The following is a 14,880-nucleotide window of genomic DNA, read 5'->3' on the forward strand; positions in this document are numbered from 1 at the left end:
TGCCGCGCGGCGCCGATGCCATGCGGCGTCGCGCCCTTGCCGGTCGACGTCGAGCCGGTCAAGGCCTCGCGCTGGAAAGCGCCGGCGCGCTGAGCTTCGCGGCCGTTTAGCCCTGGCGCTCGGCGAGCTGCAGCCTGAGCTGGCGGACGTCGCGGCCGATCCGCAGGATCGCCTCGGACACGAGCGCGAGGCTCTCCGTCGTCAGCGCGGCGTCGCCCGCTTCGCCGGCGGCCGCCCGCTGCCTCAGGCGCCTGGCCTGCGCGTCCAGCCTCTGCATGACGCTTTCAAGTTCGACCGCCATGGCGGGTTCCCCTTTTCTGGTGATGTCGAAGAACAGCCTGCAGCCAATGCTCGCTGGCCGATAGCGAAAGCTTTCGTAAACCTTAATCCGCAGCTCGGCTTCCGGGCGTCACCGGCGGTCCAGCCGCCTAGCTGCGCGGAATCATGTGCAGGAGAACGCCATGCCCGTGAACCGACGCCGCGGCGAGACGGAAGCCACATTCGACGGCCGGCCGCGCCGGCTCGTGCTGACGCTTGGCGCGCTCGCGGAGCTGGAGCACGCGTTCGGCGTCCAAGACCTCGCGGCGCTCGCCGAGCGGTTCGAAAGCGGCCGGCTCTCGGCCGCCGACGCCCTGCGCATTCTCGGCGCAGGATTGCGCGGCGCCGGCGCCGAGATCACCGACGCCGAGGTCGCGCGGCTCACCCATGAGGACGGCGCGGCGGGCTTTGTGCGGGCTGTGGCGGAGCTTCTGGAAGCGACCTTCGGCGGCGCGGGGGAGTGCGCCGGCGCGGGCGCCCAAAACCCTTTCCCTGGGACGAGCTGACGGCTTTCGGGCTCGGCGTGCTGCGGCTTTCGCCGGAGGCGTTCTGGCGCGCGACGCCGCGCGAGATCGCAGCCGCCGCCGAGGGCCTTTTCGGCCGCCGGACGGCCGCGCCGCTCGGCCGCTCCGAACTCGCCGCGCTGATGGCGCGCTTCCCCGATCGGGAGACTACGCATGGCCGGGACTGATCCGATCGTCGTCAATGTCGACCTCAGCGCTTTCCGGCGCGAGGTGACGGACGCCGAGCGCCTGTCGCGCGGTTTTGGCCGCGCGCTCGGCGACGCGCTCGAAGGTGGGGTCGTGAAGGGCCGCTCGCTGACTGACGTGCTGCGCGGTCTCGGAACGCGCCTGTCGGCGCTCGCGCTCTCGGCCGCGCTGAGGCCCGTCGAGAACGCGCTCGGCGGCGTCTTCGCCAATCTGACGCGCGGCCTGCTCGGCGGGGTCACCCCGTTCGCGCAAGGCGGCGTGCTGAACGCGCCGACGGTGCTGTCCTCGGGCGGCGCTTCGCTCGCGCTCGCCGGCGAGGCTGGCCCGGAGGCCGTGCCGCCGCTGGCCCGCGGCGCCGACGGAAGGCTCGGCGTGGCCGCTGCCGGCGCCGGACACGGGCCGGTCACCGTCAACATCACGACGCCCGACGTCGAAAGCTTCCGCCGCTCCGAGACCCAGGTCGCCGCGGCCCTCGCGCGGGCCGTGGCGCGGGGCCGGCGGGGGCTGTGACGGCGACGCGTCATCCCGGACGGCCGTCAGTCCGGCGGGGCTGCGTCCAGCACGATCGCGCCGCCACCAGGTCGACAAGTTCACCGCCTCGGGGACTTGGATCAAGCCCGTCTGGGCGAACTGGGTGCGCGTCATGCTGTGCAGCGGCGGGGCGGGCGGCGGATCGGGAGCGACGGGGGCGGCGGGCGTGCAGACCGCAGGCGGCGGGGGCGGCGCGCCCGGAACCTGGGTAGAGACGGTGTTCTCGGCCGCGGATCTGCCGGCGACCGTCGTAGTCGGGATCGGGGCAGGCGGCGCCGGCGGGGCGGCGCAGAGCGCCGCGTCCTCGGCCGGCCTTTCAGGCGCGAGCGGCGGCCACACGACCTTCGGGACCCTGCTGCGGGCGTTTGCGAACGCCGCCTCGCCAGGCGGGGGCGGCGGCCTTGCGGCTGTCGGAGCCGCCGGCGTCGCCGCAGGCAGCCGCTTCGTGCCTCCGGCGAACGACATAACCGGCGGCGCCGGAGGCTATTCGGCCGCCGCCGTCGCCGGCGGGGTGGGGGCGGGCCGCTATTCGGGAGGCGCGGGCGGCGGCGGCCGCATCTCGACCGGCGACGTTCCGAGCGTCGGCCAGGCGAGCGGCGCCACTTCGTCGGGGCTCGGCTTCTATTCACAGACGGCGGCCGGCGGCGCAGCCGGGGCCGACGGCGGAGACGGCGCCGCGGGCCCCGCGCTGCCGGCCATGCTGGGCGGCGGCGTTTCGGGCGGTGGCGGCGGCGCCTCGGCGACCGGAAATGGCGGCCGCGGCGGCGACGGCGGGGCCCCGGGCGGCGCGGGCGGCGGGGGCGGCGCGGCCCGCAACGGCTTCTCCTCCGGCCGCGGCGGCAATGGGGCGCGCGGCGAAGCCTGGGTGATCGCCTACGCCTGACCAGGCCGGCCTCTCGGCCGGAAAGGCCTCGGGCCTAAAAGCCTCCCTCAGATCGGAGACTTCCCATGAACGTGCTGGACCTCCAGCGGCGGCTCTCTGCGCTCGGCTTCGATCCGGGGCCGCTCGACGGCGTCTGGGGCCGCCGCACCATCGCGGCGCTGACGGCGTTTCAGCGCACGCGCGACCTCGTTCCGGACGCGATCGTGGGTCCGAAGACGCTGGCGGCGCTCGGCGCCGCGTCCGGCGCCGTCGCGCTCGAGCCGCCGTGGCTGATCGAGGCGCGGCGCTGGATGGGGCTGACGGAGATCGCCGGCCCCCGCTCCAACGCCCGCATTCTCGCCTGGGGACAGGCGATCGCCGACTGGTACCGAGACGACGACGCGCCCTGGTGCGGCGCCTTCGTGCATGGCCAGATCGCCGCGACGCTGCCCGAGGAGCCGCTGCCGGCGAACGCGCTGCAGGCGCGCGCCTGGGCGAGCTTCGGCGTCGCGCTGTCGCGGCCGGCGCCAGGCGCGGTGCTGGTGTTCTCACGCACGGGCGGCGGCCATGTCGGCTTCTATGTCGGTGAGGACGCGAGCCGCTTCCGCGTGCTCGGCGGCAACCAGTCCAACGCGGTTAACGAGAGCTGGCTCGCCAAGTCCCGCCTGCTCGCGATCCGCTGGCCGAAAAGCTTCGCCGCGCCTGCCGCCGGCTCCGTTCTGGTCACGGCCGGCGGACCGACCAGCCGTGACGAGGCCTGAGCCCGAATTCATCCGTCCAGCGGAAGGAAAGGAAGCGCCATGTCGAAGGCGATCACGAAGTCGAAGCTGCAGAGCGTGGTGGCCGACGTCGCCGCAGGGGTCATCCGGGAGGCCGCGGTCGCCGGCGAGGCGACGCCCGGTAAGGCCATCGCCAAGGCCCGCAGGGTGGCCGACGAGGTGGTGGCCGATCCGCGCATCGCGCCGGCGCTCGATCCGGTGCCGCGGCTGAAAAGCCAGACGCTGCGCGGCATCCTGATCGCCGCCGGCGCGCCGCTGGTCGTGGCGCTCGCGCGGCTCGCCGGGGTGGAACTCGCCGAGGGCGACGCCGCGACCGCGGTGTCAACGCTCCTGTCGCTCGCCGGCGCTGCGTACGCCTGGTACGGCCGCGAGACCACCACCCGACCGCTCGCCTGACCATGAACCCGCCGACGCAGACGCCGCGGGGCGCGGCGCCCTATGTGCGGGGAGACGCCAAGCTCGCGGCGCTGGAGCAGCGGGTCTACGGGCTTGAGCGCGGGGTGCAGGACCTCAACCAGCTGTTCTCGGGGCGTATCGGCGATGTCTCGGCGCAGCTGTCGGCGCTTGCGGCCAAGCTCGATGAGCGCTCCCGCACGCCCTGGGCCACGATCGTCTCCGCGATGGGCGTCGTGCTCGCAATTGTGATCGCGGGCGGCCAGCTCGCCAAAACCCCCGTCGACGACGCCATCAGGCGGCTGGAGCGAGACGCCGCTGAGGCGACGCCGCTGACGACGTTCGGCGACTTCAAGGCGACCTACGAGAACAACCGGCTGGTCAACCGGCAGGACATGGACGCCCGCTTCGCGCGCGTCGACGGCATGCTCAAAGCCTTGGAAACGCAGGCCAGAGAGGCGCAGGCGGCGGTCGTGCCGCGGGGCGAGCATCAGGAGCGCTGGCGGTCGCAGGATCTCGCGCTGCAATCCGTCCAGCGCCAGATCGACGATCTCAAACAAGCGCTCGGATCTATTTACGGCGCGCGCGACGTGATCATCGATCTGCGCGAGCGGCTCGACCGTATTGAGCGCGCGCGCATGCCGCCGGGCTGACCCACTGGCCGGCGGCCCGCCGGGGCTTACCATCTTTGGCGTGGCGGCCGGACGAGCCCGCCCATTCATCGCGGGTTCAGCGCGGAGACTCAAGAAATAGCAGTCATGTTCCGGTCCTTTGCAGCAGCGTTGATCGCCGCTCTGGCGGTCTGCGGCACGCCGGTCGTCGCCGACGACGCGCCGCGGGTGGTCCGCGACGACGGCCCGCGCGAGCAACCGCGGGCGCCGGATGACCGCCGCGGCCCGGACGACGCGCGCCGTTCGGCTGATGACCGCGGGCGACCGCCGGACGATCGCCCGCGGCCGCCGGGGCGAGACTCGCGGGACAATGAGCGCGACATCGACCGCGCCCGCGCCGCCGCTCGCGCGAGCGAGACGCCCGGCGACGACCTCGACCGGGCGCGCGCCGCAGCCCGCGCGGCCAACCCTCGGTTTGAGGGCCTCGAGCGTTCCCGCGCCCTGGCCCGCGGCGGCGACCCAACCGGCGGCATCGACTGTCTGTCCGCCCGCGACGCGCGGCGCGCCATCATCGCCAAGCGCGCCGTGACGCTGGCGCAGGCCGTGCGCACGGCTCGGGATGCGTGGTCCGGCGAGGTGATCGACTACCGCCTGTGCACCTATGGCGGCAGCCTCGCCTATGAACTCACTCTGCTCAACCCGGACGGTAAGGTCGCGCGCGTCAGGATCGACGCAGCCGACGGCCATCTGGTCGGCGTCCGTTGACTATATGCGCGGCCGCTCTCATCGCCGTCTGCCGAGGCGCGCTATAACAAGCGGCTGAACCGCCGAGGTTTGATGCTCATGCGCCTGCTCGTCGTCGAGGACGATCCCGACCTCAACCGCCAGATCACCGCCGCGCTGGAGGAGGCCGGCTACGCGGTCGATCGGGCCTTCGACGGCGAGGAAGGGCATTTTCTGGGCGACACCGAGCCCTACGACGCCATCGTGCTCGACATCGGCCTGCCCAAGATGGACGGCATCAGCGTGCTCGAGCAGTGGCGGCGCGACGGCAAGACGACGCCGGTGCTGATCCTGACGGCGCGCGACCGCTGGTCCGACAAGGTTCAGGGCTTCGACGCCGGGGCAGACGACTACGTGCCGAAGCCGTTTCACATGGAGGAGATCCTCGCCCGCCTGCGCGCCCTGCTGCGGCGCGCGAGCGGTCATGCCTCGAGCGAGCTGCTGTGCGGCCCGGTCCGGCTCGACACCCGCGCCGGCCGCGTCACGATCGACGGCCATGCCGTCAAGCTGACGTCGCACGAGTACCGGCTGCTCGCCTATCTGATGCATCACCAGGGGCGGGTGGTGTCGCGCACCGAGCTGGTCGAGCATCTCTATGACCAGGATTTCGACCGAGACTCCAACACGATCGAGGTGTTCGTCGGCCGCCTGCGAAAGAAGCTGGGCGCGGACGTGATTCAGACGGTGCGCGGGCTCGGCTATGTTCTTGCGCCGCCCGAGGCCGCATGAGCGTCAGCGCCGAGGGTCCTGCCGAAGAGGGCCTTGCGGCCTCGGCCCCGTCTGCGCGCACGGACTCTCCTCCCGCCGCCGCTGATCCGTCCCGCCGACCCGCCTCCATCGCGGTCCGCCTGTTCCTGTCGGCCGCGCTGTGGACCGGCGCAGTCCTGCTGATCGTCGGCGTGACGCTGTCCTCCTATTATACCCGCTCCGTCGAGCGCGGCTTCGACCAGAGGCTGCACGTCTATCTGAAGACGCTGGTGGCGGCGGTCGCGGACGGCACTTTCAGCCGCGAGGACCCGGGCTCCTTCGGCGAGCCACGCTTCGATCTGCCGCTTTCGGGATGGTACTGGCAGATCACCCGGATCGACCGCGATCCGCCGGAATCCACGACCTCCAAATCGCTGTTCGAGGAGCAGCTGCCGCGTCCCGCCGCCCTCCGCGAGGGCGAGGCGCTCGTCGGCACGCGCGAAGGCTATGTGGAAGGTCCTGAGAACCAGCGCCTGCGCGTCGTCGAGCGCACGATCGATCTCGGCCAGGACGGCCGTTACCTAATCGCGATCGGCGCGGCCTCAGGCGAGATCGACAGGGACGTCGCGGATTTCAACTTCGCGCTCCTGGTCAGCTTTCTGGCCCTGGGACTTGGGCTGATGGCGACGACCTGGTTCCAGGTCGTGTTCGGGCTTCGTCCGCTCAGCCGGATGCGGACCCAGCTCTCCGAAATCCGGCGCGGCGGCCGCGCAGGGCTCGACGGCGATTTCCCAAAGGAAATCGCCCCCTTGGTCGGCGAGCTGAATGCGCTGCTGGAATCGAACCGGGAGATCGTCGAACGCGCGCGCACCCATGTCGGAAACCTCGCGCATGGCCTCAAGACGCCGCTCTCCGTCATCGCCAACGAGGCCCACGCCGGCGAGGGCGGCTTCGCCGAAAAGGTCCGCGAGCAGGCGCTCGTCATGCGCCGCCAGATCGACCATCACCTCGAACGCGCCCGGCTTTCGGCGGGCGTCGCCTTCACGGGCGAGACCGCGGAGGTGAAGCCGGCGCTCAATGCGCTCGCCCGCACCATGGAGAAGGTGCATCGCGACCGGACGCTCGTCGTTGAAGCCTCGGCGCCTGCCGAACTGCGCTTCCGTGGCGAGCGGCAGGATCTCGAGGAGATGGTCGGCAATCTGGTCGACAACGCCTGCAAATGGGCCGAAACGCGCGTCAGCCTCTCGGCCGAACCGTTGGTTGGGCGCAGGCGCCCGACCCTTCGGATCGTGATCGAGGATGACGGGCCGGGCCTCAGCGCCGACCAGCGGAAAGACGTGCTGCGGCGCGGACGCAGGCTTGACGAGACCAAGCCCGGCTCGGGGCTAGGCCTCGCGATCGTCAGCGATCTCGCCGCGATGTATGGCGGCGGCCTCCAGCTCGGCGCGTCCTCGTCCGGCGGTCTGCGTTGCGAGCTCGAACTGCCGGCCGCCTGACGCCGTCCGCGGTTTCGCCGGATTCTCCTTTTCTGATCACGCTCACGCCGAATCGGCTGGGGGCGGCCGCGGCGGTCAGGGGAGAATTCATGACGATTTCCAAGTTTGCCGCCTTCGCCGCCGCGGGCGCGCTGTCGCTGTCGCTTGCAGCCTGCGGACCGGGGCGAGAGGGCGAAGGATTCGGCACGGTGGCGGGCGCCGTGGGCGGCGGCCTGATCGGCAATGCGATCGGCGGACATGGCGGCAGCGGCGTCGCCGGAACGGTGATCGGCGCAGGCGTCGGCGCGCTGCTCGGCAACCGCATCGGCGCGGCGCTCGACGACGATGCGCGGGCGCGCGCGGAGGAGGCCGAATACGACGCGCTCGAGCGCGGCGACGAGGGCCGCCCCTATGAGTGGCGCTCGCGCGAATATTACGGCTCGGTCACCGTCGGCCCGACCTATGTCCGCAGCGATTACGAACGCTGCCGCTCCTTCGAGCGCCGGATCTATCGCCCCAACGGCAAGGTCATTGTCGAGCGTGGCCAGTCTTGCCGCGGCCCGCGCGGCCGCTGGGTCCCGATCGACTGATCGTTCAGGCGTTGCGGAGTCCGGCGCGCGCGGCGAGCAGCCCGAGCGTCGGGCGCCCGGGCGAGGGCGCCGGCGGCCTGCCGGCGCCGATCGTGGCGAACAGCCGCGCCGGCAGGTCGGCCGAGAGCCGGCCGCCGTCGAGCCCGCCGCCGAGCCCGAGCCGCCGCGCCAGCGCCTCCGGGCCCAAGGCGCCGGCTTCCGCGGCGGCGAACACGTCCGCCGCAGTGACGTCGGCCCCGATGTCGACGAAGGCGGCGTCCGCGAAAGCCGGGTCGAGCCGCTCCAGATAGCCGGCGACGCCGTCGTCCGGCTCGTCGCTTGTGGCGCTCACCTCCGGCGCCGCGGTGTTCACTTCGGCGCCGAGCCGGCTCGCGGCCGCGGTCCCGGCCGCCCAGCCTTCCGCCACGGCGCGGGCCGCGTCCGGGCCGGCGGCGACGAACACCCCCTGCGCCTCGCCCAGGCCGCAGCGCCGCGCCAGCTCATCGCGCGGCGTAAATCCACCCGAAACGATCAGCGCGTCCGCCGCCAGCGTCCGCGCGCCGGCCGAGACGCCCTCGCCGAACCGGTTTTGCGCCCGCACCCCGACGAGACCGCCGCGGGCGGGGTCGTGGTCGACGCCGGTGACGACGGAGAACAGGCTCAGCGGCAGGCCCTGCGCCTTGGCGAGATCGACCGCGGCCCCCTGCGGGTTTTCGCGCGCGTCGAGCACGAGCTCCACCGTGACGCCGGCCTGTTTGAGGTCGACTGCGGTGCGATAGCCGTCGTCCGAGGTGGTGGCGACCACCACCCGCTCGCCTGGCGCGATCGCCTGGCGGCGCAGCAGGGCGCGCGCGGCGCAGGACAACAGGACGCCCGGGCGGTCATTGTCGGCGAAGATCAGCGGACGCTCGCGAGAGCCGGTCGCGAGCACCACGGCGCCGGCCGAGATCACCCGCAGCGCGACCTCGCTTGGCCGGCTTGCGTCGGTTCGTTCGATCACCGTCACGGCGCCGTCCGCGCCGATCGCGATGGCGGTCGCATTGGCGACGAGCAAGTCGCCGAGCGCCGCGGCCTGGGCGTCAGCCCAAGCCTTGAGCGAGAGACCCTCGATCCGTCCGCCGAACAGATCCGCGACGCCGCCGGCGCGCCGCGAAGCCTCCACGACGCGCACGTCGAGACCCGCCGCGCGCGCGGCGGCGGCGGCCGCGAGGCCCGCGAGCCCCGCGCCGATGACCACGACGTCGCACGCGTCCCGCCGGGCTGGCGGCAGCGGCCGCGGCGGCGCGAGCCGCGGCGCAGGCAGCGGCAGGGAGCGCCGCAGCGTCTCGAGGAGCCGGCGCGCCGCGGGCAGAAGCGCGCGGCCGCCCGTCAGCGTCGCCGCGTCAGCGCCCGCCGGGGCGGCGCGCCGTGCGCTCATCGCCTCCCGCAGCACGATCTCGTCGGCGGCCGCCGCAGACCACGCGCCGGAATCGCCGCCAAGCGCGAGCAGCGCCGCGTCGTCGATTGCGAGGCCCATCAGGCCACGCGGCCGTCCGAGGCGCGGGCTCGCCGACCAGACGCTCACGCCGGCCGCAAGCAGACCGCTCGCCAGGGTGTCGCCGTAACAGCCGGTGTAGTTGCGCCCGCCGAACCGGAAGCTCGCCGGCTCCGCGCCGTCGAGGTCCACCCCGAAGCCCGCCGGGGGCGCCGCCAGGCGGCGCGGCCCGCTCATCGCACCAGCTCCCGGTCACGCACCGTCGGACGGCGCGTCGGCGCGAAGGGCTCGAAGGCGGGGTCTACCGGCCGGTCGAACAGCAGCCCCGCGATCTGCCGCGCCGCGGGCCCTGCCGCCGAAAGCGGGTCTCGGCCGAAGCCGAGCGCCAGCCAAAGCCCCGGAATGTCGGCCGCTCCCACCTGGGCGCGGCCGTCGACGCCCGTCCACACCGTCACCGGCTCCTCGGACGCGACCGGGGTCGCGGAGAGCGACGGCGCCAGCGCGACGAGCCGCTCCGCCAGTGCGTCGTCTGCAGCAGGGCCGGAGGCGGTGATGACGCCGGCGGGGTCGCGGGACAGCGTCACGTCGTCGGCCACGATCGCGGGCCCGATATAGGGCGTCCCCGCCTCGGTCGTCAGGAACAGCCGTTCCTCCCGCTTCAGCGACAGCCTGCCCTTGCCCTCGCGGATCAGGCGGATCGCGGCGAAATCGTCGGCCAGCACGACAGCGCTGGTCCCGACCAGCCGATCGCCGAGATCCACGCCCCGCACTGCGCCACCCTCGCGCTCCAGCGTCGCCACCGGCGAAAACGGGAACAGGCCGACGCCCGCGTCGGCCGCCGCCGCGGCGAGCGCAAGGGCGAGGGCGTCCACGTCGACCGTCACCGCCCGCTGCTCGTGTAGCGCGGGCGCGAGGCCCCGACCGGCGGCGAGCGGCGGGCTGAGCGCCGCGACCTCACGCGCCGGCACCATCCAGGCGTCGACGCGGACAGCCTTGGCCTGCGCCGCCACCGCCGTGAGGGCCTCGACGCCGTCGGCGCTCCCGGACAACGTGAGGCACCCGGTCACCTGCCGAGGAACCGACAGCGGCAATCGCGAGATCGCGCGCAGCACCCGCTTCGGCGCGCGCGCTTCCACCGCGAGGCGCTGGCGGTCGCGGTGGGCGGAGCGCACCACCGGCCATGCGCGCTCGTCGGGGGCCGCCGCGATTTCGCCGGGCGCAAACAGCGCGACGCTCGCATTGTTGGCGGCGCAGAGCCGGGCGATCGCCAGCGCGCGGACGCCGCCGCCGACCACGATTACGTCATAAGCGTCGCGAAGCGCCGGGCGCGGCCTCGCGGCATCGACCGGGCGGCGCATCAGGCGCGGAAATGACAGCGTGGCGAGAGCGCTTCGAATCAAGGGCGGTCGGGGAGAGAGTGGTGGAGGGCTCCCCACCCTATAGTGCGGCGCGGCCGCCGATTCAGCCCGTGAGCGGCGATTTTGCCGCGATGCGGCCTCTGCGCGACGGCGTGTCCCTTCACCCGGAGGCGCGCGCCCGCTATGTCACGCCGCGGGAAGGAACGGTCCAATGACGGCTCTCTGGCTGGCGGTCGCGCTGATGACCGGCGCGGCGGTCTTCGTCGTGCTCGGCTCGCTCGCGCGTCGTCGCGAGGTTTCCGCCGACTCCGCCGAGGCGGACGTCGCGGTGTATCGCGATCAGATCGACGAGATCGCCCGCGATCGCGCCCGCGGGCTGATCGACGACCGCGACGCCGACAGCGCGCGCGTCGAGGTGGCGCGGAGGTTGATCGCCGCCTCCGACCGCAGCGGTGCGGACGCCGGAGTCGGTCAGAGCGTGCGCCGCCGGCGCATCGCGGCCGTGATCGCGCTGGTGGGCCTGCCGCTGGTCTCGCTCGGCGGCTATGCGGTTCTCGGCAGCCCGGGCGTGCCGGACCAGCCGCTCGCGGCCCGTCAAAAGCAGCCGCCGGACGCCAGCCGCATCGCGGATCTGGTCGCGCGCGTCGAGGCGGCGCTCGCCAAGAACCCGAATGACGGCCGCGGCTGGGAGGTGATCGCGCCGATCTATCTCGGGACCGGACGGGCCGACGACGCCGTCGGCGCCTATCGCAACGTTATCCGGTTGCTCGGCTCCACCCCCGACCGTCAGGCCAATCTGGGCGAGGCGCTGTTCGCGGCCGCCGACGGCGTGGTGACCGAAGACGCGCGCGCCGCCTTCGAGCGCTCGGTCGAAGGCGACGCGCCGTCGATCAAGGGGTCGCTCTACCTTGCGCGGGCGGCCCAGCAGGACGGCGACACGGCCGGCGCGCTCGGCAGGCTGAAGGCGCTGCTGGATCGCTCTCCGCAGGACGCGCCCTATCTTGGCGCGCTCAGGGAAGAATTGCAGCGGCTCGCCGACGTCCCGACGCTGCCGATGCCGACCGGCGCCGAGGCGGAGGCGCTGAAGACCCCGGAGCAGCGCATGGCGAAGATCCGCGCGATGGTCGACGGGCTGGCCGAAAGGCTGGCGGGGCAGGGCGGCGATCTCGGCGAGTGGCTGAAGCTCGTGAAGGCGCGCGCGACGCTCGGCGACACGGAAAAGGCCAGAGCGGCGCTTAGCGAAGCGAGGGCCAAGTTCTCCGGGGACGGACGCGCCGGCGCGCGGCTGGAAGCGCTGGCGCTGGGGCTTGGTCTCGAGGGCAGAGGCGCGTAGAGGGTACAGAGATGACGATCGACGCCGCCTCTTCCTTCCCGTCTCCGCGGCGGCGCGCCAGCGCCCGCAAGCGGCGGAGGCTCGCGCTGCTCGGCGTCGTCGGCCTTGTGCTCGCGGCCGCGACCGCCCTGATCCTGAACGCCTTCAGCGATACGCTGGTGTTCTTCCGCACGCCGAGCGAGATCGCGGCGCGCAGCGAGACGCCCGGCGCCCGGCTCAGGCTCGGCGGCCTCGTCAAGCAGGGCTCTGTCGTCCACCAAGGCGCGACCGTGCGGTTCGTCGTGACCGACATGAAGAGCGAGCTTCCGGTCACCTATACGGGCCTGCTTCCCGACCTGTTCCGGGAGGGGCAGGGCGTCGTGGCCGAGGGCCAGATGGACGATCGCGGCGTGTTCCGAGCCGACGGCGTGCTCGCCAAGCATGACGAAAACTACATGCCGAAGGACGTCGCCGACCGCCTCAAGGCTCAGGGCGAATGGCGGCCCGAAGCCGGCGGAGCAGCGCCCAAATGATCGCCGAAGCTGGACATTACGCGCTCGTCCTGGCGCTCGCCCTCGCCCTGCTGCAGGCGAGCCTGCCGCTGTGGGGAGCGCGGACGCGCGACGCGGCCCTGATGGGGCTCGCGAGCCCGCTCGCGGTCGCCCAGTTTGTGCTGGTGGCGGCGGCCTTCGCGGCGCTCACCCACGCTTATGTGACGTCGGACTTCTCGCTGCTCAACGTCGTCGAGAACTCGCACTCCGCCAAGCCGCTGATCTACAAGATCTCCGGCGTGTGGGGGAACCATGAGGGCTCCCTGCTGCTGTGGGTGCTGATCCTGGTTCTGTTCGGCGCGCTGGTCGCGCTGTTCGGGCGCAATCTCCCGATGCGGCTCAAGGCGGACGTGCTCGCCGCGCAGGCGATGGTCTCGGTCGCCTTCCTGCTGTTCGTGCTGGTCACCTCGAACCCGTTCCGCCGGCTTCTGCCGGCCCCGCTCGAGGGGCAGGACCTCAACCCGCTGCTGCAGGACCCTGGCCTCGCGATCCATCCGCCGCTGCTCTATGTCGGCTATGTCGGCTTCTCGATGGCCTTCTCCTTCGCGGTGGCGGCGCTGCTCGAGGGGCGTGTCGATGCCGCCTGGGCGCGCTGGGTGCGGCCCTGGACGCTAATGGCCTGGTGCTTCCTCACTCTCGGCATCGCGATGGGTTCCTACTGGGCCTACTACGAGCTCGGCTGGGGCGGCTTCTGGTTCTGGGATCCGGTCGAGAACGCCTCGCTGATGCCCTGGCTCTCCGGCACCGCGCTGCTGCATTCGGCGGTGGTGATGGAGAAGCGCGAGGCGCTCAAGGTCTGGACGATCCTGCTCGCGCTGCTGACCTTCGCGCTGTCGCTGCTCGGCACCTTCCTGGTGCGTTCGGGCGTGCTGACCTCGGTGCACGCCTTCGCGGTCGATCCGGCGCGCGGGGTGGCGATCCTGATCATCCTCAGCGTCTTCGTCGGCGGCAGCCTGACGCTCTACGCCTTCCGGGCGCCCGTCCTGAAGCAGGGCGGCCTGTTCGCTCCGGTGAGCCGCGAGGGCGCGCTGGTGATGAACAACATCTTCCTCACCGCGGCGTGCGCGGCGGTGTTCATCGGCACGCTCTACCCGCTCGCGCTCGAGGCCTTCACGGGCGAGAAAATCTCGGTCGGGCCGCCCTTCTTCAACATGACCTTCGGCCCGATCATGCTGCCGGTGCTGATGGTCATGCCGTTCGCGCCGCTGCTCGCCTGGAAGCGCGGCGACGCGCTGCGGGCCGCCCAGGGCCTGACGCTTGCTTTCGGCGTGGCGATCCTTGGCACTGCCCTGGTCGCCGGCCTCCTGCGCGGCGGACCGACGCTCGCGCCGCTCGGCGTCGGGCTCGCGCTGTTCGCGATCGTGGGCGCCTTCGCCGAAATTCAGGAACGCACAAAGCTGTTCCGGGCGCCGCTAGGAGAAAGCTTCCGGCGCGCGCGCGGCCTGCCGAGCTCCGCCTGGGGCGGGGCGTTCGCTCACGCGGGCCTCGGCGTGACCCTGCTCGGCGTCGTCGCCGCCACGGCCTGGTCGAGCGAGTCGATCGTCGCGCTCAAGCCGGGCGACACGGCGAAGCTCGCGGGAATGGAGCTGACCTTCGAAGGACTCTCGGAGCGGGACGGGCCGAACTACCGCTCCACCATCGCCGCTCTCAAGGTGCGCGAGGACGGTAAGGAGATCGCCACGCTCGAGCCGGGTCGCAGGCTCTATACCGCCCGCAAGATGGATCTGTCGGAGTCGAGCATCGCGACCTTCGGCTTCTCCCAGCTCTACGCCTCGATGGCGGAGGCGCGCGATGACGGCGAGACCGGGCTGCGGCTGCACTACAAGCCGCTGGTCGTCCTGATCTGGCTTGGCGCGGTCATCATGGGATTTGGCGGCGTGCTGTCGCTGGCCGACCGTCGCCTGCGCGTGGGCGCCCCCCGCAAGGCCGCCCGGCCGTCGCCGGCGCTGCAGCCGGCCGAATGACGCCGCGCGGGCGCCGAGTTCGGGTCTCCGCTGCGGTCGTCTTAGCGTTGGCGCTGTCCGCCGGCGGCGCCTTCGCGGTGAATCCTGGCGAGCAGCTTCCCGACCCCGCCCAGGAGGCGCGGGCGCGGGAGATCAGCGCCGAGCTGCGCTGCATGGTTTGTCAGAACCAGTCGATCGACGACTCTGACGCTCCGCTCGCAAAAGATTTACGTCTGCTCGTGCGCGAGCGCATCAAGGCAGGCGACAGCGACCGACAGGTCCTGAGCTTCCTGACCGACCGCTATGGCGAGTTCGTTCTGCTCAGGCCGCGGCTGCGCGGCGAAACGCTGCTGCTCTGGGGCTTTGCGCCCGCAATCCTCGTCCTGGGGCTCGCCGGCTACGCGTTTTGGGCTTTTCGCGTCCGCCGCCGAAGCGCAGCCGCGCAGGGTCTGACGGAAGAGGAGCGTGCAAGGGTCGAGGCGCTTCTCGATCGCGACGTCGAACCGGGCCGGCCGGGCTGACGT

18 protein-coding genes are annotated in these 14,880 nt (G+C 72.6%); 15 read left to right on the forward strand and 3 right to left on the reverse strand.

Features of this window, described 5'->3' with window-relative positions:
* Window positions 1–106 precede the first annotated feature (106 nt).
* On the reverse strand, window positions 107–301 hold the full coding sequence (locus VM780_RS05930; RefSeq protein WP_325446101.1) for a hypothetical protein: 195 nt from the start codon (window positions 299–301) through the stop codon (window positions 107–109).
* A 160-nt stretch (window positions 302–461) separates the two neighbouring features.
* Here VM780_RS05930 and VM780_RS05935 point away from each other — a divergent pair, with 160 nt between their 5' ends.
* The 11 genes from VM780_RS05935 (at window position 462) to VM780_RS05985 (ending at window position 7,739) form a co-directional block, all read left to right on the forward strand.
* Window positions 462–824: a gene transfer agent family protein gene (locus VM780_RS05935; protein ID WP_325446103.1), complete on the forward strand. Its 363-nt coding sequence runs from the start codon at window positions 462–464 to the stop codon at window positions 822–824.
* Window positions 825–841: 17 nt separating this feature from the next.
* Window positions 842–1,009 carry a phage tail assembly chaperone gene (locus VM780_RS05940; protein WP_325446105.1) on the forward strand — a complete coding sequence of 56 codons (168 nt, stop codon included), beginning with the start codon at window positions 842–844 and terminating at the stop codon, window positions 1,007–1,009.
* Window positions 996–1,538 (forward strand): phage tail tape measure protein, encoded by a 543-nt coding sequence (locus tag VM780_RS05945; protein WP_325446107.1) that lies wholly within the window; start codon window positions 996–998, stop codon window positions 1,536–1,538. The genes VM780_RS05940 and VM780_RS05945 overlap by 14 nt, the downstream gene beginning before the upstream one ends.
* 124 nt (window positions 1,539–1,662) lie before the next feature.
* Window positions 1,663–2,442 carry a hypothetical protein gene (locus VM780_RS05950; RefSeq protein ID WP_325446109.1) on the forward strand — a complete coding sequence of 260 codons (780 nt, stop codon included), beginning with the start codon at window positions 1,663–1,665 and terminating at the stop codon, window positions 2,440–2,442.
* A 65-nt stretch (window positions 2,443–2,507) separates the two neighbouring features.
* Window positions 2,508–3,182, forward strand: a complete 675-nt coding sequence (locus tag VM780_RS05955) for a TIGR02594 family protein (RefSeq protein WP_325446111.1) — start codon at window positions 2,508–2,510, stop codon at window positions 3,180–3,182.
* 39 nt (window positions 3,183–3,221) lie between these two features.
* A complete protein-coding gene (locus VM780_RS05960; RefSeq protein ID WP_325446113.1) occupies window positions 3,222–3,596 on the forward strand; it encodes a hypothetical protein in 375 nt (124 codons plus the stop codon).
* A gap of 2 nt (window positions 3,597–3,598) precedes the next feature.
* Window positions 3,599–4,246: a hypothetical protein gene (locus VM780_RS05965; RefSeq protein ID WP_325446115.1), complete on the forward strand. Its 648-nt coding sequence runs from the start codon at window positions 3,599–3,601 to the stop codon at window positions 4,244–4,246.
* A gap of 105 nt (window positions 4,247–4,351) precedes the next feature.
* A complete protein-coding gene (locus VM780_RS05970) occupies window positions 4,352–4,969 on the forward strand; it encodes a PepSY domain-containing protein (protein WP_325446117.1) in 618 nt (205 codons plus the stop codon).
* 78 nt (window positions 4,970–5,047) lie between these two features.
* Window positions 5,048–5,716 carry a response regulator transcription factor gene (locus tag VM780_RS05975; RefSeq protein ID WP_325446245.1) on the forward strand — a complete coding sequence of 223 codons (669 nt, stop codon included), beginning with the start codon at window positions 5,048–5,050 and terminating at the stop codon, window positions 5,714–5,716.
* Window positions 5,713–7,170 carry an ATP-binding protein gene (locus VM780_RS05980; RefSeq protein ID WP_325446119.1) on the forward strand — a complete coding sequence of 486 codons (1,458 nt, stop codon included), beginning with the start codon at window positions 5,713–5,715 and terminating at the stop codon, window positions 7,168–7,170. The genes VM780_RS05975 and VM780_RS05980 overlap by 4 nt, the downstream gene beginning before the upstream one ends.
* 89 nt (window positions 7,171–7,259) lie before the next feature.
* The gene (locus VM780_RS05985) at window positions 7,260–7,739 is read left to right on the forward strand and encodes a glycine zipper 2TM domain-containing protein (protein ID WP_325446121.1); all 480 of its coding nucleotides are present in this window, start codon (window positions 7,260–7,262) and stop codon (window positions 7,737–7,739) included.
* 4 nt (window positions 7,740–7,743) lie between these two features.
* On the opposite strand, the gene VM780_RS05990 is transcribed toward VM780_RS05985, so the two are convergent.
* The gene (locus tag VM780_RS05990; protein ID WP_325446123.1) at window positions 7,744–9,429 is read right to left on the reverse strand and encodes an FAD-dependent oxidoreductase; all 1,686 of its coding nucleotides are present in this window, start codon (window positions 9,427–9,429) and stop codon (window positions 7,744–7,746) included.
* Window positions 9,426–10,592, reverse strand: coding sequence for an NAD(P)/FAD-dependent oxidoreductase (locus VM780_RS05995; RefSeq protein WP_325446125.1), 1,167 nt, complete (start codon window positions 10,590–10,592; stop codon window positions 9,426–9,428). The genes VM780_RS05990 and VM780_RS05995 overlap by 4 nt, the downstream gene beginning before the upstream one ends.
* Before the next feature lie 169 nt (window positions 10,593–10,761).
* On the opposite strand from VM780_RS05995, the gene ccmI reads away from it, so the two are divergent.
* From ccmI to VM780_RS06015, 4 genes are read left to right on the forward strand one after another with little or no spacing between them, the layout of a single operon-like run.
* Entirely contained in the window at window positions 10,762–11,883 is a 1,122-nt protein-coding gene (gene ccmI, locus VM780_RS06000; protein ID WP_325446127.1) for a c-type cytochrome biogenesis protein CcmI, read from the forward strand.
* A gap of 11 nt (window positions 11,884–11,894) precedes the next feature.
* The gene (gene ccmE, locus VM780_RS06005) at window positions 11,895–12,395 is read left to right on the forward strand and encodes a cytochrome c maturation protein CcmE (protein ID WP_325446129.1); all 501 of its coding nucleotides are present in this window, start codon (window positions 11,895–11,897) and stop codon (window positions 12,393–12,395) included.
* Complete coding sequence (locus VM780_RS06010; protein ID WP_325446131.1) at window positions 12,392–14,377, forward strand: heme lyase CcmF/NrfE family subunit; 1,986 nt, start codon at window positions 12,392–12,394, stop codon at window positions 14,375–14,377. The genes ccmE and VM780_RS06010 overlap by 4 nt, the downstream gene beginning before the upstream one ends.
* The gene (locus VM780_RS06015) at window positions 14,374–14,877 is read left to right on the forward strand and encodes a cytochrome c-type biogenesis protein (protein WP_325446133.1); all 504 of its coding nucleotides are present in this window, start codon (window positions 14,374–14,376) and stop codon (window positions 14,875–14,877) included. Before VM780_RS06010 ends, VM780_RS06015 begins: the two co-directional genes overlap by 4 nt.
* Window positions 14,878–14,880: the final 3 nt, after the last annotated feature.

The organism is Hansschlegelia sp. (assembly GCF_035538955.1).
Classification (GTDB): domain Bacteria; phylum Pseudomonadota; class Alphaproteobacteria; order Rhizobiales; family Methylopilaceae; genus Methylopila.